The following is a 20707-nucleotide window of genomic DNA, read 5'->3' on the forward strand; positions in this document are numbered from 1 at the left end:
TATAAAAAAGCTTGGGGGACAGCAAATCATGAAAAAGTCAAAAAAGCTCTGGATCGCGCCGGTTATCGTCGGCTTGCTGGGAGGCATGCTGCTCGGCTGCTCAGCGAACGGAGGCAATAACGCCGCGCCCGCGAACACGGCAAGCGCGAGCGTCGCCGCAACGCAAACGGCATCTTCGACGGCAGCGGCAACAGCGTCCGCATCCGATAACACTGCCACAGAACGTTCCTATACCGATTATAAAGGCCACACCGTACAGATCCCCGTCAATCCCCAGCGTGTCGTATTCGCCGGCGAGACGACCGGCGACCTGATCGAACTCGATTTGCCGCTCGTCGGCATTTTCGGCCAAGAGCTTGAAGGCCGCGTATACAAGGAAAAAGCGGAGAAAATCGAAGATGTCGGGTTCCCGATCAATCTAGAGAAGGTCACCTCGCTCACGCCCGACCTGATCATGGTTGCCGATACGGACGAGGAAGCTTACGAGCAATTGTCCAAGATCGCGCCGACGATTATGTTCGACACCTTCGCCACCCTTGAAGTGCGGATGAACGAGCTGGGCGTCATTTTCGGAATTCAAGATCGTACGACTGCATGGCTCGCGGATTACGAGACCAAAGCCGCAGCGATGTGGGACAAGCTGTACGCGACGGTGTTGAAGCCTGGAGAGACCGCTTCCGTCCTCACCTACTATCCCGGCGATCGACTGTTCGCCATGGCCAGAGCGGGATTGCCGCAGCTGCTATACGGCAAAGGCGGGCTGAAGCCGACGGCTCCGATCCAAGAGATTCTGGATGCAGGCGAAGGCTTCCGGCAGTTCTCGGCCGAAGCGATCGGCCAATACGCAGGCGATCTTATCTTTATTCTCGATCCGGTCGCCGACGAAGCCAAGCAATCGACCGAGGCGCTGCTGAATAGCGCGGTCTGGAAGGCGCTCCCTGCCGTGAAAAACGGACGCGTGTACCGGCTTTATATCCAAAGCTCGGATTCGGATGCGGCGACGCGCCTATGGCTGTTGGAGGAATTGCCTCGCATGCTTCAAAAATAAGAATCGTGCAGCGGGGTTGAGAGATAGCTGATTTTTCGATATCATAATAATGATAATCATTATCATCGGAAAAGAGGCATCTCATGAAGACCCCACCGCAAGATCAAGTCCGTCCCGCTGCCTCGGTCGCGGACGGACGACTTCATTTTCACTTATTGTCTACGGACAGGCGGGAACTGGCACCCGGCGGAAAAGCGATAACTGCCGTCGGGCCCGCGCACCGTTTAATCGTTGTCGAAGAGGGCGTAGTATCGCTCATATACGGCGACAGTCGTCGATTACTCGCGAGAGGCGCCGCAGCGCTGATAACGCCGGGCAGCGGGTTTGAGCTGCTGGCCGATCCGGAAGCTGCGGCTGCTTGGGCGTGTCTGACTTTCGCCGCAATAGGGACGGACGGCTCAAATGCGTCTTATTCCCATTCTGCCGATCTGCTGATCCAGCCAAAGGCGGAGACGGCCGCTTCGGCCGACAGAACGCTCAGGCTGCTCAAGCGCCTCGCCCGGGAGACCGATCCTGCATGGCGGCAGCTCAGATTCCATGAGCTGATGCTGACGCTATTTGCGGCCGACGGCCGATCGGATACGGAGGCGTCCGCGCGCGTCGAAGCAGTTATCGCCGCGATGCAAGAAAGCTATGCCGAGCCGACCGCCGTGCGCGATCTGGCTTCCGCCGCGGACTTGCCGCCTCACCGGTTCACCGCGATTTTTCGTCAGTTGACGGGCAGCCGCCCGTTGGATTATTTGAACGAGCTTCGCATCGAGCGTGCCAAGGACAGGCTTATCTGCTCCGCGGAGCCGCTGCGCGAGATTGCCAGGCTGACGGGGTTTAAGGACGAGTACTATTTCAGCAGGCGTTTCCGGCAGCAGACCGGCTTGACGCCGCGGCAATACGCCAGATCCGGTCTCATCCGAGTGACCGACGCGCTCGGCAGACTCGTTGACATCCCTGTGCGTCCCCGGCGGATCGTTTACCACGGGGAAACCTTCGGCGATCTGATCGCGCTCGGCGCAGAAGCCGTCGGAGGCGCGGTATTCTGGGAACAGCGCACCGTGTTGGGCGAGCATATCGACCGCGTAGCGGACGTCGGCTGGCCGATCGATCCGGTAGCCGTGGCGCGGCTCGGTCCGGATCTCGTTATCCTGGCCTGCGATCAGGAAAACACTTGCGAGAAAACGGCCCATGTCGCTCCGACGGTAGCGTTCAATTCATTTGCGCCGCTAGATAGCCGGCTGCTGAAGCTGGGCGAGCTGCTCGGCAAGCGGACCGAGGCCGAGAGCTGGCTCAAGTCCCACCGCGTGCGTACGGATGCGATGTGGCGTGGGCTATCCGGCGAGCTGCAGGCGGGCGAGACCGCCACGGTATTCACGATTGTCCGCGGCGGACGCCTGTTCGTGATGGGGACGATCGGACTGCCTGTCACGTTGTACCACAAGTCGGGCTTCACGCCGCCTGCAGCTGTTGGAAGGCTTCTATCGGGACGCCGGGAGTTCGCGGAGATTGCGTGGAGCGAATTGTCCGTCTACGCAGGGGACCGGATCTTCCTCGCCGTCGACGAAAAAGAACAAGAGTCGCTCGATGCCGCCCGGGAGCTGGCTCGTTCCGAAGCTTGGCGCAGTCTCGCTGCCGTTCAGGCAGGACGAGCATACCGCGTGGGCGTTGTAGGCTGGAACTATGGAGATGCGCTGACGAGCAGTATGCTGCTGGACAAGCTGCCTGCGCTGCTGCGCCAATCGTCATGAGCGAGAGGACGATGGCGGACAATGAGCGCGAGGAGCTTGCCGCGATCTGGAGTCTGGCGGCAGCCAAGCTTCTGGACGTTCGGCGAAATGAGATGAAGGCAGGAGACCAGCTCTACGGTTACCGCCTGCCTGCAGCGGGATTTCTGTTCGGAAGCCGCGGCAAGGCCAAGCTGCTGCTGGACGGCCGCTTGCATGCCGATGGCAGCGGATGGCTTCTTCATGGAGCCAAAGGAATGACGCTGGATGTCGAAGCGGAGGAAGACTTTCAATACTTTTTTGTGTTTTACCGGGCGATGCTCGCCTTTCCAGGTTGGCGCCGTCTGCGGCAGCGCCTGGAGAGCGGCAGTCCCTTCAACGAGGCTTACGGCTTCAAGTCGGCCGATCCCCTGCCGCTGCTGCGGCGGTTCTCCGAAATGACGGCTGCTTGGGAGCGTGCGGGAGGACTCGGACGGCTCGAAGCAAAGGGGCTGTTTTACCAGCTTGTTCACGAAGTTCTGCGCCAGTCGGATACGCTGCAGGAGACGCCGTCGCACGGAGATCCGATCGGGCGGGCGATTTTGTTCCTCCAGGAGCGCTATGCGGACAGTCTGAGTCTCGAGGATGTCGCCGCGCGTTTTGGCTACAGCCCGCGCCACTTGACGCTGCGGTTCAGGGAAAGAACGGGAACCAGCCCGATCGATTATCTCATTCGCATCCGGCTGGAGCGGGCGCGGGAACTTCTGACGCAGACGTCCGCTTCGCTGCCTGATATCGCTGCGGCGGTCGGCTATGCGGACGTCTATTATTTCGGGCGGCTGTTCCGCAAGCACGCGGGTCTGTCGCCGATCCGTTACCGCACGCTGCATGCCCGGGGCGTACAGCCGGATCGTCCATCGACGATAACCGGATTGTCCATTGGCGGGCGGACGCCTTCAAGCTATAGTGTTAATGATAGTGAGAATCATTATCATAAAAAGCGCGAAGGCGGAGGGTTTATACAGATGAGAAAAAGTACGGGTACAGGTTGGGCGATGGTGCTGCTATTAGGATTGACCTTGCTGTTAAGCGCATGCGGACAGGGCAATTCGAACGGAGGCGCAGCCCGGGAGAGCGCGGACGCCAGGCCGACGCAGACGGCGGTCGCATCTACGGCTGCGGCAAGCAAGGACGCCGCCAGCGAGGCGAAGACGCGTACGGTACATACGAGCAAAGGCGACATCGAAGTGCCGGCCCAACCGGAACGCGTCGTCGTGCTATACATGCAAGGCGACCTGCTGGCGCTCGGCGTCAAGCCGGTCGGCACGTCCGACGTGGAAGGCGGCGCGGCATTCGCGAGCGAGATCGGCGATGCCAAGACGCTGGGCAACTGGTTCGAGCCCAATATGGAGGCCGTGCTGGCGCTGGATCCCGATCTGATCGTCGTACCGTCCGAGGAGACGTACGAACTGCTGCACAAGGTGGCGCCGACCGTGCTCGTACCGGCGTTCGAGATGACGACCCCGGAACGCTTGAAGTTCATAGGCGGAATTTTCGGCAAGGAAAAGGATGCGGAAGCTTTGCTCGCCGATTTTGACAGCAAAGTCGCGGCTGGCAAAGAGAAGCTGAAGGCCGCAGGGCTGGCGGACAAGACGGTCACGATCGTGGAAGGCGGACTTAAGCAAATGTCTGTCGTGGAGAGTAAGCAATTCGGTCGCGGCTCGCAAATTATTTATGATTATCTGGGGCTGAAGGCGCCGGAAGTCGTGCAAAAGAAGATCGACGTCGCTGTGGAAGCCGCCGGCGAATCGGTCTCCATGGAGGCGCTGCCCGCGTATGTCGGCGATTTTCTGTTCCGTTCGGTATGGGACGGCGCGGACGATATGTCCGGCTCGAAGGTCTGGACCAGCCTGCCGGCCGTCCAGGAAGGCAGATTGATCGAGATCGGCTTCGGCTTCTCCTATTACGGCGACATTTATTCGCTCGACAAGCAGCTGGACTTCGTGGTCGAGAAGATGCTGGAAGCGGGGGCGGACAAGTAAGCTTGTCCGCCGAGAGCCCGCGTCCGCGCGAACCGAGACTGCGCTCCGGCACCTATCAAGTAAACGCAGGGAGCTGCCATGACTAGCACAATGGAAACGAACGGCCCGCCGCCGGAGGGCGCATCCGCGGTTCGCATGCGGACGCGCCCGCGGCTGGCGACTTTCATACTGACTGCGGGCATGGCCGCGCTCGTCTTGAGCATCGGCCTGTCCGTCTCGTTCGGCGCGGCCGATATTCGGATCGCGACCGTATGGCAAGCGATCTTCAACTTTAACCCGGATATCACCGAGCATCAGATCATATGGGATCTCCGACTGCCCCGTATCTTAGGCGCCGCTATGGTCGGCGCCTGCTTTGCGGTGGCCGGCGCTCTGATGCAGGGAATGACGCGCAATCCGCTGGCCGACTCGGGCTTGCTCGGCTTAAATGCCGGCTCGGGGTTCGCGCTCGCGCTTTGCTTCGCCTTTTTTCCGGGACTTCCGTTTATGTATCTGATTTTATTTTCGTTTTTGGGCGCGGGCTTCGGCGCCGGACTTGTCTACGGTCTCGGCTCGTTGTCGCGCGGCGGACTCACGCCGGCCAGAATGGTGCTCGCCGGCGCGGGTCTCAGCGCGCTGCTGGCTGCGCTTAGCGAAGGCGTCGCCCTGTACTACCGTATCGGGCAGCATCTCGCTTTTTGGTACGCCGGAGGCGTAGCAGGCATGACTTGGCTGCAGCTGAAAATTATGCTGCCCTGGCTGGCGGTTGCCATCGCCGTAGCGATCGCGCTCTCGCGTCAGATCACGATGCTGAGCTTGGGCGAGGACATCGCGCGCGGTCTCGGCCAGCAATCGCAGCGCGTGAAGCTCTTTGCGACGCTTGCCGTGCTCGTGCTGGCCGGCACGGCCGTCTCGGTCGCCGGCGCGGTCGGCTTCGTCGGCTTGCTCGTGCCCCACGTCACGCGCAAGCTCGTCGGCGTCGACTACAAATGGATCATTCCCTGCTCGGCGGTGCTGGGCAGCTTGCTCGTCGTGTTGGCCGACCTCGCCGGAAGGATGATCAATCAGCCGCAGGAAGTACCGATCGGCGCGCTGATCGCGCTCATCGGGGTTCCTTTCTTTCTCTACTTGGCCAACCGAGAGAGGAGGGAGCTGTAGCTCATGCCAAATACGGCGCGTTCAACGGAATCCCGCTTCAAGAGCGGACGCAACGCAATCGCTATGTTTGTTTTAGGTACGCTGATCGTGCTTGTTTTTCTGGTGAGCATGAACGCCGGTTATATCCGCCTCCCGCCGTCGGACGTTTTCCGGACGCTGTTCGGCTTCGGTACGGCCAAGCAAAATCTCATTCTATTCGATTTTCGTCTGCCGCGTATCGTGATCTCCGTACTCATCGGCGCCGGTCTTGCCGTATCCGGCTGCGTCATGCAAGGCATCTCGCGCAACGCGCTGGCCGATCCCGGCATCCTTGGCATTAACGCCGGCGCGGGGCTGATGGTGATGCTGTTCGTGTCCTTCTTCCCGGCCACCGCCGCCGCGCCGATCTACTTGCTGCCTTTGCTTGCCTTTGCAGGCGCCTCGCTGACGGCCGCGCTAATCTATGCGCTCGCGCGCAGGCGGCATTCGGCGTTGTCCCAGACGCGACTCTTGATGACCGGCATCGCCGTGGCTGCCGGCATCAGCGCGGCTTCGATCGTGCTGACGCTGAAGCTGAGTCCGGAGCAATATCAATTTCTGGCGACGTGGCTGGCCGGAAGCATCTGGGGGACGACCTGGAAGTTCGTGCTGTCGCTGCTGCCCTGGATCGTAGTGCTGCTGCCTTATGTGTTCTACAAGGCGCGCGTGATGAACGTGCTTAATCTGGGAGAAACGACGGCTACCGGCCTTGGCGCGCATGTCGGCCGCGAACAGCTCAAGCTGCTGGCCGCCTCGATTGGGCTCGCGGCATCCTGCGTCGCCGTCAGCGGCGGCATCGGCTTCGTCGGCCTGATCGGGCCGCATCTCGCCCGCCGCCTGGTCGGCCCGCGTCATCAGGCGCTGCTGCCGGCATCGGCGCTCGTGGGGGCGCTGCTAGTGATTGTGGCCGACACGATCGGCCGCACCATCCTTCAGCCTTCGGAGGTGCCGACCGGCATCGTCGTGGCGGTCGTGGGGGCGCCGTACTTTTTATACTTGCTCGCAAAGTCCAAATCCTGACGAGGCAAGTGGCGGGACGAAGCTTTCATTCGGCCCGCAAGACGAGGAGGAAGACGATGCTGAGAGCGTTTTTGGCTTATTACCGCCCCTATCGGCGGCTGTTCATACTGGACTTTTCCTGCGCGGTGCTGGCTGCGTTGCTCGAGCTCATTTTTCCGCTGGCCGTCAACAAGGTCGTCGACGTCCTGCTGCCGGACGGAAATTGGTCCGTTATCGCATGGGCCTGCGTCGGATTGCTGGGCATTTACGTCGTCAGCGCGTTCCTTCATTTCGTCGTGACCTATTGGGGGCACAAGCTGGGCATCAGCATTGAATCCGATATGCGCAAAAAGCTGTTCGACCGCGTGCAGAAGCTCTCGTTCCGTTTTTTCGACGACAACAAGACCGGCCATCTCGTCTCGCGCATGACGAGCGATCTGATGGATATCGGCGAGATCGCGCATCACGGACCGGAGGACCTGTTCATCGCCGTCATGACGCTGGCCGGCGCGTTCGGCATCATGCTGTCCATTAACTGGCAGCTGGCCGTACTGACCTTCATTATCGTGCCGCTTATGGTGTGCCTGTCCATGTACTTCGGCAGGAAGATGTCCCGCGCGTTCAGCACGATGTTCGCCGACATCGCGGACTACAACGCCCGCGTGGAGAACAACGTCAGCGGCATCCGCGTCGTGCAGGCGTTCGGCGGCGAGGATCAGGAGATTCAAAAATTCGCGGAAAACAACGAACGGTTCAAGCGGACGAAGCTGATTACGTACCGGATCATGGCCTGGAATTCCTCGATCAGCTTCATTTTAAAAAAGGTCGTGTCGCTGTTCGTGCTCGCCTGCGGGGCCTGGTTCGTGCTGCGCCAGCATATGACGTACGGCGAATTCATCGCCTTCGTGCTGCTGTCGAACGTATTCCTCGGACCGATCGAGCAGATCAACGGGGTCATCGAGACATATCCCAAGGGCATGGCGGGCTTCAAGCGTTATCAGGAGCTGCTGGATACCGAGCCGGACGTGAAGGACGCGCCGGACGCACGGCCTCTCGCCGGTGCGCGCTGGAACATTTCGTTTAAAGACGTGACGTTCGGCTACGGCGACAAGGAGAAGGTGCTGCGAAACGTAAATCTAGACATCGCCGCGGGAGAAACGGTAGCGCTCGTGGGACCTTCGGGCGGCGGCAAGTCGACGCTGTGCAGCCTGCTGCCCCGCTTCTACGACGCGGACGGGGGTGCCGTGCTCATCGGGGGACAGGACATCCGGGAGACGACGCTCGCATCTCTTCGTGCGAACATCGGCATCGTCCAGCAGGAGGTGTTCCTGTTCGACGGCACGATCCGGGAAAACATCGCTTACGGAAGGCTCGGAGCGTCCGAGGCTGAGATCATGGAAGCGGCGCGGCGCGCGCAGCTGGAGTCGCTCATCCGGGAGCTGCCGAAGGGGCTGGATACGCCGATCGGCGAGCGGGGCATCAAGCTGTCCGGCGGCCAGAAGCAGCGGCTGTCGATCGCGCGGATGTTCCTCAAAAATCCGCCTATTCTGATTCTGGACGAAGCGACGTCCGCGCTGGACACGGAGACGGAGGCGGCGATTCAAAGCGCGCTCGCGGAGCTGGCCAAGGGCCGGACGACGCTGATCGTCGCCCACCGTCTCGCCACGATCCGGGATGCGGACCGCATCGTCGTCGTGGCGGGGCAGGGCATCGCCGAGCAGGGGCGTCACGAGGCGCTGCTGGGCGCGGGCGGCATGTACAGCAGGTTGCACCGCGCCCAGTTCGGCGAGGCTGCGATTTAGGAAGTCGCGTCATCCGTCATCTGATCGGTACGCCCTATGGCGACGTGCGGGCTTTCCGCGAGCGTCATATCCCAGGTGAACCGATCCTGTGGTATCTGGAGAATTGCGAGCTGGTCACGGTGGATATGCGGCGTTCGCTCGTGCAGATGAAGCTGGCGGGATGGTTCGAAAATTGCGCGGGCATCCTGTTCGGGCGCAGCGGCGCGCATATTCCGAGGGAAGGCTATACCGAGCTCGACATGTTCGAGGAGATCGCCGACGAGCTAGTCGTGCCGGTCGCGTACGACATCGACTGCGGACACAAGCCGCCGCAGCTGACGCTCATTAACGGAGCGTATGCCGAGGTCACCGTCGAAGCGGGACGCGGGACGTTGCTGCAGACGTTCCGGCCTTAAGGACGGCAGCGCAGCGAGTTAGCCGGAAAAACCGGGTAACTCAGGCGGTTGAAGCGGCGGGGCAGCGAGTTAGCCGGAAAAACCGTGTAACTCGGATGGTTGAAGCGGCGGGGCTGCGAGTTAGCCGGAAAAACCGTGTAACTCGGGTGGTTGAAGCGGCATCGCAGCGAGTTAGCCGGAAAAACCGGGTAACTCGGGCGGTTGAAGCGGCGGGGCAGCGAGTTAGCCGGAAAAACCGTGTAACTTGCCGCACGCCGGCATACGCACACAAAATAAAAGGAAGAAGAACCGCCTCGCAGCGGTTCTTCTTCCTTTTCAGTTTTCATCCCAATAACCGGCCTCCGCGAGCATCGACACCGTAAGCACGAACATCGCGTGCGACCAGGTGAGCGGCACGATCCAGGCCGGCTCGCCGGTGCTGCGGTCGACCTGCTCGGGGAGCAGGCCGGTCTCCGTGCGGTGCTCGCATGCCCATCGCAGCAGCTCGGCAGCTTCGGCCAGCTGGCCGTTTTGCACGCGGTACTGCGCGAGCCACAACGTCGTCAGAATCCACGGATTGCCGCCGATGTAGCCGTCGTTCTCGTAGCGCTTGATGCCGCCGACGCCTTCGACGTACAGCTTGCTCGCGATCGTATCGGCCGTGCGCCGCATGTACGGATGATCCGCCGCAAGCACGCCGAACGGCACGGATACGCCGAGCAGGCTGATATCGACGACCGGGTCGTGCCGCAGCTCGTAATGCTCGTAGCCCTTGGCCGTCTGGCTAGCGCTGCCCTCCAAGCCCTGGGCGGCCGCGTGCGCGTATATGCCGCCGTCTACTTTAAGCTTGAGCCCGCGGTAGAAGCTGCCGCCGGACTCGTTCCAGCAGAGCGACTCGATAGACGAGGCGATCCGATCCGCCACCACACGCCAACTGCCGGCCAGCTCGGACTCGTTCATCAGCCCGGCGAACGCTGCTGCGGCTCGCAGCCCGCTGCAGACGGCGGCTGCCGAGTAGGTATGCTCGGCCTTGCGCTCCTCCCACAGATCCATGCTGGGCAGCGGCAGTCCCGTTTCCTCGTCGATGTAGCCCGCGAGGAATGCCGCGCCCTTGGCGACGGCCGGCCACATCCGCTCGGCGAACGCAGCATCGCGATTCTGCTCGTACAGCTGCCACATGCCCCAGATGAGCGAGGCGCCTTCGTCGATCTGCAGCCCCCAGGAAGGCGCCAGGCTGCCGTCGTGATAATGCCGCTGCTGCCAGGAACCGTCCGGCTCCTGGGCGCTTAATGCCCATTCGTAAAATTTCTCAGAGACGCCGGTCAGGCCCGACTTATTGAGCGCGGTCGTGATAAATGCGGCGTCCCGTCCCCAGCAATAGGCATAGCCGCCGCAGCGGGAGAATTGCTCGTCGGGCTCCGGCGCCGCGAGCAGGCTGCCGGTCCGCTCGTCCGCCATGAGCCTGAAGGTCAGCAGCGAGCGCTCATAGGCCTCGGCGATCTCCGGATCGACGCCTGCCGGAGCGGGATTGGCGTTCTGAAGATACGCATGCCAATAGTGTGTCGTCCGTTCGCGCCATTCGGAGACGGAGCGGCTCTTGGCATGCGCCAGCGCGCCGAGCGCTTCCGGCCGGTTGTGGCCGGCTGCGACGTAGACAGGGAGAGTGAACGATTCGCCGGGCTGAAGATCCTCGATGCGCCAGACGAGCGCGCCGTCGGGCTGCATGTCGATGTCATTGCCGTCCAGCCAGGCATGCTCGGCCTGCGCTCTGGACGATCCGCACTGGAAGCCCGCGCACTCGCGATCGCTGCTCACGGCGAAATAGTAGCGATGGCGGTAGTGGACCAGCGCATCGCCGGTCTCGTCGAACAAGGTCGTATTATACAGCGCGCTCTCGGCGATGCGAAACGATGAATACCAGACGAAAGTAAAGGAAAGCGGCTCTGCGGAGCGGTTGGAAATCTTGTACTCCCGAACTAGAAAATCCGCTTCCGGTACCGCGTAATCCAGCTGTTCGACGGCAAGCGGAAAGTCCGGGCGCTCTGCCTGTACCCGGACGATGTTCGTGCGCGGCGCGTATTCGATACGGTGCTGCCAGCCGCCTTCTTCGTCGTCGAACCATGCGGTCCCCGACGAGGCATGATCGAGCTTAAGGCCGGTGCGGATCTCGTCGACATGCTGGGGGAAGTCCACGTGCGGCCACCAGAGCCGATAGAGGCGGCCGGTACGTCCCAGCGAGCCGAGCATGCGGCCGTTGCCGACGACGGCGTCGATCAAGTGTGGTTTGTTAAGCGTAAAATCGTTCATTCGGTTCAACTCCAATTGCGTCTGAGATTAACGGAAGATTCGCGGACAATCAGCTTGTGCGGCACGATCGTGCGCAGCTGCTGGGGCTTGTCTTCGTCGATATGGCGGATGAGCAGCTGCGAGGCCATATAGCCGAGCTGATAAATGCCGATGTCGACGCTGGAGAGCGGAGGCGACGACAGCTCGGAAAGCGCGATATTGTTGAAACTGACCAGGCTCAGGTCGTCCGGAACCTTGTAGCCGAGCTCGGTAAGTCCCCGCAGGACGCCAAAGGTGACGATATCGTCGATGACGACCAAGGCTGTGGGCCGTTCAGGGAGATTCATGAAGAAGGCCATCGCCCGGTAGCCGCTCTCCTGGAGGAATTCGCCTTCCACGATCCAATCGGGCTCCATCCGCAGGCCATGCTCGGACAGCGCCTTTTTGTAGCCCTTGAGACGGTCCTCGGATACGGTCAGATTGGTCGGTCCGCTGACGAAGCCGATCCGCTCATGACCTTGCGAGATGAGATGGAGAGTAGCGTCGTAGGAAGCCTGCTCATTGTCGTTGTCCACGCACAGGATATCCTCATTCCCGTAGTGACCGATCAGAATGAAAGGGAACGCTTCCTTTTGCAAAAAAGAAATAATAGGGTCGTTCTTGCGGGATTGCAGCAAAATGATGCCGTCGACGCGCCGCCCCTTGACCAGACGCGTGACGGCTTCCACCTCGTCTTGCTCCGAGCTGCCTGCGGTCATCAGCACGTCGTAGCCTTGGCGGGAAGCCTGCGTCGTGATGCCGCGGATGCTCTCCGAAAAAAAGTGATTCTGGAACAGCTCCTCTGCCGGACGCGGCAGCACCATGCCTAGCGTGTACGTCTTATTGCTGATGAGCCCGCGGGCCATAATATTCGAATGATAGCCGAGCTCCTCGACGATCTCCTTCACCTTCTGCGATGTTTCCTTGCTGATGCGCGGATGATTGGAGAGCACGCGGGAGACGGTTGACGGGGATACGCCCGCCTTTCTGGCGACGTCCTTAATCGTGACTGTCATGGCGACCTCCACTTATGCAAGCGTTTGAACTAATGAATAATTCTATGTTACATGAACGCTCCGCTGTTGTAAACGGTACCTTGGACTGGAAAAAAGACAAATAGGGAAACCGGTACTATTTCTGCGCTTCTGCTTTTATAAATGTAATTAAAAAGAAATAAGATTTTAGAATAAGTGAGAAATAAAGAGATTTAATGAGAAAACGGAAGTATGCATTGAACCGCAATCTATTTTTGGCATGCGCAATCGTTTTTACATACAGGGAAAATGTTGTATATTATTTGTGCGGCACATAAAGCGCTTCCAAACGAACGACAAGGAAATGCGGGACAACTTAAACGGTTAGAGAATCGTTGAAAGTGAATGTTCCGCCATTTTTTTGCCCAGATGTACAAACGTTTGCGCAATTTGTCCGGGCTTGCACTCGATCTGAAGAGAGGGGAAAAAGCAGTGAAATTAAACAAAGTATTGGTTACGGTCTCCGCCCTGTCCCTGATGGCCATGTCGCTTGCGGCATGCAGCGGCAACAAAAATAACGGGGAGAACGCCTCGCCGACGGCATCTTCCGCATCTCCGTCCGCATCTGCCTCGGCGCCGGCCTCCGAGTCCGCATCGCCCGAAGCGACGGACATCGAGCCTGAAGCCGGCGCCAAGCTCATCGTATGGGCCGCGCAGGAGCAGAAGGATTTCCTGGAGACGATGGGCAAAGAATTCGAAGCGAAATACGGCATTAAAGTCGAGTTTCAAAAAGTGGGTTCCGGCGACGCGCTCAACAAGATTGTAAAAGACGGTCCCGCGGGCGTCGGCGCCGACGTGTTCATGCTCGCGCACGATCAATTGAACCGCGCGGTTCAGGCAGGCGTCATTCTCCCGAACGATTTTTACGGCGAAGATACCGTGGCCAATTTTGCCAAGACCGCGGTCGACGCGGTTACGACGACCGACGGCATCCTCTACGGATACCCGCGCAATATTGAAACCTATCTGCTCTTCTACAATAAAAGCCTGGCCAAACCGGAAGATCTCGCCTCTTGGGATGCGATCAAGGCGTTCTCCAAGTCCTACAACGTCCCGGCCGAGAAAAAATTCGGGATCATGTGGAAGCTGGACGACACGTACTTCAACTATGGGTTCATTGGCGGAAACGGCGGATACGTATTCGGCAGCAACGGTACGGATCCGAGCGATATCGGGCTCAATAACGAGGGTGCCGTCGAAGGCATGACGTTCATGAAAAGCATGAAGGAAGTCATGCCGTTCAAGGTAGCCGACGCGACGCCGGACGTCAAGACGGATCTGTTCCAAAAAGGCAAGCTCGCCATCGACATGGACGGCATCTGGCAGCTCGGATCGTTCACGAAGGAGAAGCTCGGCTTTGACGTAGGCGCGGTGCCGCTGCCTCCGATGCCGAACGGCAAATCGCCCAAGCCGTTTGCCGGCGTGCAGGCGTACTTCGTCAGCCAATTCTCGCAATACCCGAACGCGGCCAAGCTGTTCGCGCACTACGTCTCCTCGCAGGAGGCCGCCATCAAGATGTACCAGATGTCCGGCGTCGTATCCGCCCGCAACGGATTGGATCAAGATCCGGCGCTTGCGGACAATGAGCTGATCGCCGCTTTCGTCGAGCAGTTCAAGAACGTGGAGGCGATGCCTTCGATCGCGGAGACCGCTTCGTTCTGGACCGCGATGGGCACCGTTTATCCGCAAATCTGGGATAATAACGCCGATGTAAAGACGACGCTCGACAAAGCCGTCGCCGACATGAAAACGCTCATCGAGCAGTCGAAATAATCCGTAGATTCGCGTGCAAGAGGATCGATTAACCGACAATCACCCGTATACGTTGCGGGTGATTGTCTAATGAGAGGAGAGTCCGACTTTGCGCCAGCATCGGATTACGGCAGCAGCGCTCTCGGCTGTTTTCATGGGCTTGGGCCAATTTTACAACCGACAATTCGTAAAAGGATCGGCTTTTGCCGTTTTTTACGCGTTCGCGATCTACTTTACGGTAACCAATTGGAGTCATGCGATTTGGGGAATCACCACGCTCGGAGAGAAGCAGCAGAAGCTTGTGCTGGTAGGCAAAATCTACACCCCCGTCAAGGGCGACCATTCGATCTTTTTGATGATTGAAGGGCTGATCATGCTCTTCATTTTCGCGCTGTTCGCCTATTTGCTGGTGTTCAACGTAATCGACGCTTTTCGCGGAGGCAAACTGCGCGAAGAAGGCAAGACGCTGAATACCTTCAAGCAGACGCTCCGCTTTATTCCCGACAAAAAGTTCGCGCATTTGATCATTACGATCCCGCTGATCTTCGTGTTTTTTTTCAGTGTGCTGCCGATTATTTTTTCTGTCATGATCGCATTCACGAACTATAACAACACCCATGAGCCGCCGGGCAAGCTCGTCGATTGGCAGGGCTTCCGCGCCTTCAAGGAACTGTTCAGCCTAAGCCAGTGGGCGCACACGTTTTTCGGCGTGTTCACCTGGACGATGACCTGGGCGGTGCTGTCTACGTTCACGACTTTTTTCGGCGGTTTCGCCGTCGCGCTGCTCGTGCAGCAGAAGGGCATCCGCTTCAAATCCCTTTTCCGAGCCATCTACATGATTCCGTTTGCGATTCCCGCCTTTCTGTCGCTGCTGATCATGCGCAACTTGTTCAACGCCCAATTCGGGCCGATCAACTCGACGCTGCTCAAGTTCGGCATCGTCGGTCCGGAGTGGCTGTCCGATCCGTTCTGGGCGAAGGCAACGATCGTGATCGTCAACCTGTGGCTGGGCTTCCCGCTGTCCATGCTCCTTATTATCGGCATCCTGACGACGATTCCCCGCGATCTGTACGAAGCCTCCGAAGTCGATGGAGCCTCCGCGTTTTATAAATTTCGGAAAATAACGTTCCCGAGCGTCATGTTCTCGCTGTCGCCGATCCTTATCGGACAATTCGCGGGCAATATCAACAACTTCAACGTGATCTTCCTCTTGTCCGGAGGCGGCCCGACGAACAGCGAGTACCAGTTCGCGGGACATACCGATATATTGATCACTTGGCTGTACAGCCTTTCGATTACGAACGGAAGATACAACTTCGCGGCGGTCGTCAGCATTTTCTTGTTTATCATCATCGCGATTTTCGCGCTGTTCAGCTTCAGGCGCACACGGTCGTTCAGAGAGGATGATTTGTTGCGATGAGCGGATATCGTCTCAGAAAAAATGCTTGGCTGGCGGTCAGCTACGTGTTGTTGATTCTAATCGCCGTCTTTACGATCTACCCGGCGCTATGGATCGTTCTGTCCTCGTTCCGGGCGGGCACTTCGCTGTTCAGCGAGACGCTCATTCCCGAGAAATGGACGGTCTTGCATTACAAAGAGCTGTTCGAGCAATTTCAGTTCGGCCGATGGTATATGAACTCGCTCAAGATTTCGATCATTACGATGGTGCTGAGCGTGTTCTTCCAGCTTTTGACCGGCTACGCTTTCTCGCGGTTCCGGTTCAAGTCGCGCAAGTCGATCATGAGCGGCTTGTTCATCATCGGCCTGTTCCCGTCGTTTCTCAGCTTAACGGCGGTATACGTGCTGCTCCTGAACATGAAGCTGCTCAATACGCACACGGCGCTTATCATGGTGTCTTCGGCCGGCGCGGCCGTCGGCTACCTGCTGGTGAAGGGCTACTTCGATACGATTCCGAAAAGTCTCGAAGAGGCCGCCATTATCGACGGCGCAAGCAACTGGGGCGTATTCGTCCGTATTCTGCTGCCGTTGTCCCGTCCGCTTGTCGTGTATATGGCGGTCACGTCGTTCGCGGGCACGTTCAGCGAGTTCATCTTCGCGCAAACGGTGCTTCGGACGGAGGCCAAGCAGACGCTCGCCGTAGGTCTGTTCAACATGGTCAACACGCAGACGTCGACGCAGTTCACCGTGTTCGCGGCCGGTTCCGTGCTCGTATCCATCCCGGTCGTCGTCATCTTCATTATATTCCAGCGGCTGCTGGTCGAGGGGCTGACGGCCGGCGCGGACAAGGGATGAGGCATTCGCGGAATCGGGCGCGTCGTCCGCTGGCATTGGCCGTGTCGCTGTGCGTGGCGGGAACGCTATGGCTCGCGGGCTGCGAAGGGGCTGATGCGCCGGGCCGCGCTGCTAGCGACGCGGGTTCTTCGGCTTCCGCTTCGGAGACCGCGTCTGCCGCGTTGCCCGGCTCGTCCGATTCCTCGGCTCCGGGCGCGGGGGCACTCCGGCTCGGAGCCGAGGCGAATATGCCGGCGATGGGCCGGAGCAGCGGCGTATTCTACGAGATCTTCGTGCGCTCATTCAGCGATTCCGACGGCGACGGCATCGGTGACCTGCAAGGCGTCACGGACAAGCTGGATTACCTGCAGCAGCTCGGTATCAAAGGAATCTGGCTCATGCCGATCAATCCGTCCCCCTCGTACCACGGTTATGATGTCACCGATTATTATGCCATCAACCCCGACTATGGGACGCTTGACGATCTGAGGACGCTGCTCGCAGAGGCGCACAATCGAGGCATTCAGGTCATCATGGATCTGGTCTTGAACCATACGAGCAGCCTGCATCCCTGGTTCGCCGATTCCGCCGGTGGCGAGCGGGGCGCCAAGCGAGATTGGTACAAGTGGGCCTCGGACGGGGCGGACGTATCCGCGCTCGGTCCGTGGGGACAGGCCGTGTGGCACCGCGGGCCGTCCGGCGGCTCTTATCTCGGCATATTCTCGGACGGGATGCCGGACCTGAACCTGGACAACCCGGACGTGCGCGCCGGGCTGATCCGCGTCGGACAATACTGGCTTGGGCTGGGCCTCGACGGCTACCGTCTGGATGCCGCCAAGCATGTATATGAAGACTTCCAATCGTCGTCCGCCGATCCCGCGACCTCGCGGAACAATGTTGCCTGGTGGCAGCAATTCCGTCAAGGCGTCTCGGAGAGCGGGCGCGAACCGTATCTCGTCGGTGAGGTATGGGACACGACCGCGGTCGTCGGCCCCTTCCTCGACAAGGCATTGGATTCGGCGCTGAACTTCGAGGCGGCGAAGCTTGTGCTGGACGCGGTCAAGACGGGAGACGCCTCCTCGTTGGTCTCCGTGCTGGCGCGTCAGCTTGCCTACTATAGTAAAGTGTCCGGAGGCCGGTTCGTGGACGCGCCGTTTCTCGGCAATCACGACCAAAACCGAGTCATGAGCGAGCTGGGCGGCGATGTCGAGCGTGCCAAGCTGGCTGCGGCTCTCTTGTTGACGCTGCCGGGCAACCCTTTCCTTTATTACGGCGAAGAAATCGGGATGAAGGGCGCCAAGCCGGACGAACGCATACGGGAGCCGATGATCTGGGCGAAAGACCGCAGCTCCGGCGGCCAGACGTCGTGGGAGCTCGCGACTCAAAATGATGATACGCCGTCCGCGGAGGAGCAGTTCGCCGACCCGGACTCGCTGCTAAGCCGCTACAAGCTGCTGATCGGCTGGCGCAACGAGGAGCCGGCGCTCGGAGACGGAGGCTTCGCGCCGTTCGAGGCCGAGGAGGAGGGCATACTCGCCTTCGCAAGGGCGAGCGCGTCATCGGCGCTGCTCGTTGTGCACAATCTGTCGGGCGAGGCGCGGACCGTCGATCTGAATGCCGGCGGCGCGAACGCTATCAGCGGCATACGCTTCGCCACGGACAGCGACTCGACCGCGCTCGCTGGCGGCAAGCTGCGGCTGCCGCCGTACGGCACCGCGATTTTGCAGTGAACGCCAAAGGCCGCATTCCGCAAGGAAGCGGCTCTTTTTTTATCCCTATTCCATTAAAAAAGGAGACCTGGGCATGTCTGCCGTCACCCGTTCGCTCGGACAAGCATGGAGAGTTAAGCGAAAGTCGCTGGGCGTCCAGATGCTTGGCATCGTGTTTGCGAGCATCGTCGTCATCGTAACGGCGCTGGGGCTCAGCTCCTATCAGCTGGCCAAAAGCATCATCCGGGACAAGATGTCGCTCTCGTCGCAGCAGACGCTGCAGCAGGCGAGGGACAAGCTGGACTTCCTGCTGTCGATGTACGGGGGACTCAGCCGGCAATTCATGGTCGACACCTCGCTGCGTCAGGATCTTGTCGCCTTTTCGAGGACGGATGCGCCTCTGGGAGAGAAGCAGGCGGCGCAGGATCGCATCGTCGATCGCTTCAACAGCATGCTGTCCGCCGAGCCTAATATGATGTCGATCCGCATCGTGCCTAAGACGCTGGACAATACGGGGGCGCTGTCTTCGACAGGCGCGAGCGCGCTCCAGATCTCCGACGCCAGCAAGGCATGGCTGCACAAAATGGCGGAAGCCAAGGGAGAGATCGTGTACGTGCCGACGATGGGCAGAGGCTTGTTCGACTATTCTCCCGAACCCTCGGTTACGTTGGGCCGTCTGATGAAAAACCTGCAGCATCCGGATGCCGAATTCATTCTCCTGATCGAGCTGAAAAGCAAGCTGTTGGACGATGCCTTCGCCAACTTCAAGATTGGCGAGACCGGCGAGATGCGGGTCATGGCGGACGATGGCAAGGTCGTCTATGCCGCCGACGCCTCGCTGATCGAGCAAGCGCCTCCCGCGTGGGACGGAGACCGCCTGGTACTCCAAGAGCCGTCCAGGCTGGCATCCTGGGAGCTGGTTGGCTCGGTGCCGCTTGGCGAGCTGGAGCGCGATTCCAAGACGATCCTCAGCCTGACCGTATGGATGATCGCCGTCGCCGCTGTCGCCGCAATCGCTATCGGCTACCTCCTTATACGGCTGGTGGGCAACCCGCTGGAGCGGTTGTGCGCGCTGATGGAGCGCGGAGAAAAAGGCGATCTGTCGGTCCGCATGGACTATAGGCGCGGCAACGAAATCGGACGGCTGTCGGGCAACTTTAACCGGATGATGGAGCAGATCGGCGCGCTCGTCGGCCGGACGAACGAGTCGGCGCTGCGTCTCGTGAGATCCGCCAGGGAGCTGAAGGCGGTCTCGCAGGAGACGGCATCGACGGCCGGAGATATCGCCTCGGTGACCGAGCAGATCGCGCATGGCGCGTCCAGTCTGGCGACGGAGGCCGAGCGCGGCATCCGTCAGACCGAGACGATCGGCGCCAAGCTTCGGAACGCGACCGATACGAACGCGCGCCTGGAATCGTCGGCCGGGCGCGTGCAACGGATCAGCGGACGCGGCACCGCGTATATGGCGGAGCTCATCGGCAGGACCGAGGAGACCGAGCGGCTGTCCGGCTCGCTGGCTGCGCGCGTCGGCAAGCTCAAGGAGCGCGCGGGTTCGATTCAGACCGTGCTTAAGGTCATTAACGAGATGTCGCAGCAGACGAATATCCTGTCGTTGAACGCCTCGATCGAAGCTTCGCGCGCAGGCGCTTACGGCAGAAGCTTCGCCGTCGTCGCTGACGAGATCCGCCGCCTGGCGGCCGAATCCAAGGATTCGATCGCGGTCGTCTCCCGCATTATCGGCGATATCCGGCAGGAGATCGACGCGACGGTCGCCGAGCTTGGCGCGGTGTCCCCGGTGCTGCAGGAGCAGGGAACGGCCGTCAAGGAAGCGGCCGATATTTTCGGCGGCGTCAAACGCGAGATGGGCGAATTTGCGGAGGAGCTGGCCCGATCCTCGGCGTCCATTGTCGAGCTGGACGGCTCGCAGAGGGCGCTCGTTGAGGCGATCGGCACGGTGAGCGCCGTCTCGGAGCAATCCGCGGCCTCGTCGGAGGCGGTCGCAAGGATGACCTCCGGCCAGCTGGGCGTCAGCGCCAGCCTCGTATCGCTCTCGGACGAGCTGGAGTCGTTGTCCGAACAGCTGATTGCGCAGTTGGAGGTGTTCGGTCAAAAAAAGGCTTAATCGATTAAGTTTTTTATATACATAATAATACTAATATGGTAATTTATTAATGAGACCGCTACCAAAGCTGCTTGCGGGCAGCATGGACCCGCGGTCCGCCATATTCCGGAAGGAGGAGTCGTAATGTCTTATTTGTACAGCTGGTGCGATTACACGAAGAAGTGCAGCAACGGAACTAAGGTGCTCTGGTACCATTATTCCGACGGAAGCGACGTATACGCCGGCTGCTGCTCGTCCTAGCAACGCGAAGGGGCTGTCCCAAAAGCCCTTTGAAGTTGAAGCAACAAGCTGGAATGAAGCCGAAATAGCCAAACGGGACGAAGCAGGGGAGTTTCCTGCTTCGTCCCGTTTGCGTTTTTGGTCGATGGCGACTTTTTTGAGCAGATTATGGGCAAGGCAAAGCCATCCGACTTCGAGGC

General features: G+C 59.9%; 14 protein-coding genes and 1 pseudogene. 12 read left to right on the plus strand and 3 right to left on the minus strand.

The window, feature by feature from the left end:
- Positions 1 to 28: 28 nt before the first annotated feature.
- The 7 genes and pseudogenes from ACFOTD_RS29010 to ACFOTD_RS29040 all read left to right on the plus strand — a co-directional run.
- On the plus strand, positions 29 to 1048 hold the full coding sequence (locus ACFOTD_RS29010; protein ID WP_378123445.1) for an ABC transporter substrate-binding protein: 1020 nt from the start codon (positions 29 to 31) through the stop codon (positions 1046 to 1048).
- Between the two features lie 83 nt (positions 1049 to 1131).
- Positions 1132 to 2787 carry a helix-turn-helix domain-containing protein gene (locus tag ACFOTD_RS29015; protein ID WP_378123446.1) on the plus strand — a complete coding sequence of 552 codons (1656 nt, stop codon included), beginning with the start codon at positions 1132 to 1134 and terminating at the stop codon, positions 2785 to 2787.
- Positions 2788 to 2798: 11 nt separating this feature from the next.
- Positions 2799 to 4784: a helix-turn-helix domain-containing protein gene (locus ACFOTD_RS29020; RefSeq protein WP_378123447.1), complete on the plus strand. Its 1986-nt coding sequence runs from the start codon at positions 2799 to 2801 to the stop codon at positions 4782 to 4784.
- Between the two features lie 90 nt (positions 4785 to 4874).
- On the plus strand, positions 4875 to 5921 hold the full coding sequence (locus tag ACFOTD_RS29025; RefSeq protein WP_378123461.1) for a FecCD family ABC transporter permease: 1047 nt from the start codon (positions 4875 to 4877) through the stop codon (positions 5919 to 5921).
- 63 nt (positions 5922 to 5984) lie between these two features.
- Complete coding sequence (locus ACFOTD_RS29030) at positions 5985 to 6959, plus strand: FecCD family ABC transporter permease (protein WP_378123462.1); 975 nt, start codon at positions 5985 to 5987, stop codon at positions 6957 to 6959.
- Between the two features lie 56 nt (positions 6960 to 7015).
- Positions 7016 to 8740 (plus strand): ABC transporter ATP-binding protein, encoded by a 1725-nt coding sequence (locus ACFOTD_RS29035; protein ID WP_378123448.1) that lies wholly within the window; start codon positions 7016 to 7018, stop codon positions 8738 to 8740.
- 8 nt (positions 8741 to 8748) lie between these two features.
- Positions 8749 to 9135, plus strand: a pseudogene (locus ACFOTD_RS29040) (LD-carboxypeptidase); the annotation flags it as partial.
- Here ACFOTD_RS29040 and ACFOTD_RS29045 read toward each other — a convergent pair.
- Genes ACFOTD_RS29045 through ACFOTD_RS29055 form a run of 3 tightly spaced genes read right to left on the minus strand, consistent with a single transcriptional unit; the run spans position 9132 to position 12455 of the window.
- Positions 9132 to 9461 carry a hypothetical protein gene (locus tag ACFOTD_RS29045; RefSeq protein ID WP_378123449.1) on the minus strand — a complete coding sequence of 110 codons (330 nt, stop codon included), beginning with the start codon at positions 9459 to 9461 and terminating at the stop codon, positions 9132 to 9134. The pseudogene ACFOTD_RS29040 and the gene ACFOTD_RS29045 overlap by 4 nt on opposite strands.
- Complete coding sequence (locus ACFOTD_RS29050; RefSeq protein WP_378123450.1) at positions 9451 to 11421, minus strand: glycoside hydrolase family 15 protein; 1971 nt, start codon at positions 11419 to 11421, stop codon at positions 9451 to 9453. The genes ACFOTD_RS29045 and ACFOTD_RS29050 overlap by 11 nt, the downstream gene beginning before the upstream one ends.
- A gap of 5 nt (positions 11422 to 11426) precedes the next feature.
- Positions 11427 to 12455 carry a LacI family DNA-binding transcriptional regulator gene (locus tag ACFOTD_RS29055; RefSeq protein ID WP_378123451.1) on the minus strand — a complete coding sequence of 343 codons (1029 nt, stop codon included), beginning with the start codon at positions 12453 to 12455 and terminating at the stop codon, positions 11427 to 11429.
- Between the two features lie 450 nt (positions 12456 to 12905).
- Between ACFOTD_RS29055 and ACFOTD_RS29060 the strand changes: the two genes are divergently transcribed.
- The 5 genes from ACFOTD_RS29060 (at position 12906) to ACFOTD_RS29080 (ending at position 20288) form a co-directional block, all read left to right on the plus strand.
- Positions 12906 to 14246: a sugar ABC transporter substrate-binding protein gene (locus ACFOTD_RS29060; RefSeq protein ID WP_378123452.1), complete on the plus strand. Its 1341-nt coding sequence runs from the start codon at positions 12906 to 12908 to the stop codon at positions 14244 to 14246.
- An 88-nt stretch (positions 14247 to 14334) separates the two neighbouring features.
- Positions 14335 to 15645, plus strand: a complete 1311-nt coding sequence (locus ACFOTD_RS29065; protein WP_378123453.1) for a carbohydrate ABC transporter permease — start codon at positions 14335 to 14337, stop codon at positions 15643 to 15645.
- Positions 15642 to 16478, plus strand: a complete 837-nt coding sequence (locus ACFOTD_RS29070) for a sugar ABC transporter permease (RefSeq protein WP_378123454.1) — start codon at positions 15642 to 15644, stop codon at positions 16476 to 16478. Before ACFOTD_RS29065 ends, ACFOTD_RS29070 begins: the two co-directional genes overlap by 4 nt.
- Positions 16475 to 18187, plus strand: a complete 1713-nt coding sequence (locus ACFOTD_RS29075) for an alpha-amylase family glycosyl hydrolase (RefSeq protein ID WP_378123455.1) — start codon at positions 16475 to 16477, stop codon at positions 18185 to 18187. Before ACFOTD_RS29070 ends, ACFOTD_RS29075 begins: the two co-directional genes overlap by 4 nt.
- A gap of 73 nt (positions 18188 to 18260) precedes the next feature.
- Positions 18261 to 20288, plus strand: a complete 2028-nt coding sequence (locus tag ACFOTD_RS29080; RefSeq protein ID WP_378123456.1) for a methyl-accepting chemotaxis protein — start codon at positions 18261 to 18263, stop codon at positions 20286 to 20288.
- Positions 20289 to 20707 lie beyond the last annotated feature (419 nt).

This window comes from Cohnella sp. GCM10012308 (assembly GCF_042649185.1).
Classification (GTDB): domain Bacteria; phylum Bacillota; class Bacilli; order Paenibacillales; family Paenibacillaceae; genus Cohnella.

Bases quoted from the DNA above. Each gene is read 5' to 3' on its own strand.
- ACFOTD_RS29045 (WP_378123449.1), bottom strand. From the start codon at position 9,461: ATGAAAACTGAAAAGGAAGAAGAACCGCTGCGAGGCGGTTCTTCTTCC.
- ACFOTD_RS29015 (WP_378123446.1), top strand. From the start codon at position 1,132: ATGAAGACCCCACCGCAAGATCAAGTCCGTCCCGCTGCCTCGGTCGCG.
- ACFOTD_RS29070 (WP_378123454.1), top strand. From the start codon at position 15,642: ATGAGCGGATATCGTCTCAGAAAAAATGCTTGGCTGGCGGTCAGCTAC.
- ACFOTD_RS29010 (WP_378123445.1), top strand. From the start codon at position 29: ATGAAAAAGTCAAAAAAGCTCTGGATCGCGCCGGTTATCGTCGGCTTG.
- ACFOTD_RS29055 (WP_378123451.1), bottom strand. From the start codon at position 12,455: ATGACAGTCACGATTAAGGACGTCGCCAGAAAGGCGGGCGTATCCCCG.
- ACFOTD_RS29035 (WP_378123448.1), top strand. From the start codon at position 7,016: ATGCTGAGAGCGTTTTTGGCTTATTACCGCCCCTATCGGCGGCTGTTC.
- ACFOTD_RS29030 (WP_378123462.1), top strand. From the start codon at position 5,985: ATGTTTGTTTTAGGTACGCTGATCGTGCTTGTTTTTCTGGTGAGCATG.
- ACFOTD_RS29050 (WP_378123450.1), bottom strand. From the start codon at position 11,421: ATGAACGATTTTACGCTTAACAAACCACACTTGATCGACGCCGTCGTC.
- ACFOTD_RS29075 (WP_378123455.1), top strand. From the start codon at position 16,475: ATGAGGCATTCGCGGAATCGGGCGCGTCGTCCGCTGGCATTGGCCGTG.
- ACFOTD_RS29080 (WP_378123456.1), top strand. From the start codon at position 18,261: ATGTCTGCCGTCACCCGTTCGCTCGGACAAGCATGGAGAGTTAAGCGA.
- ACFOTD_RS29020 (WP_378123447.1), top strand. From the start codon at position 2,799: ATGGCGGACAATGAGCGCGAGGAGCTTGCCGCGATCTGGAGTCTGGCG.
- ACFOTD_RS29025 (WP_378123461.1), top strand. From the start codon at position 4,875: ATGGAAACGAACGGCCCGCCGCCGGAGGGCGCATCCGCGGTTCGCATG.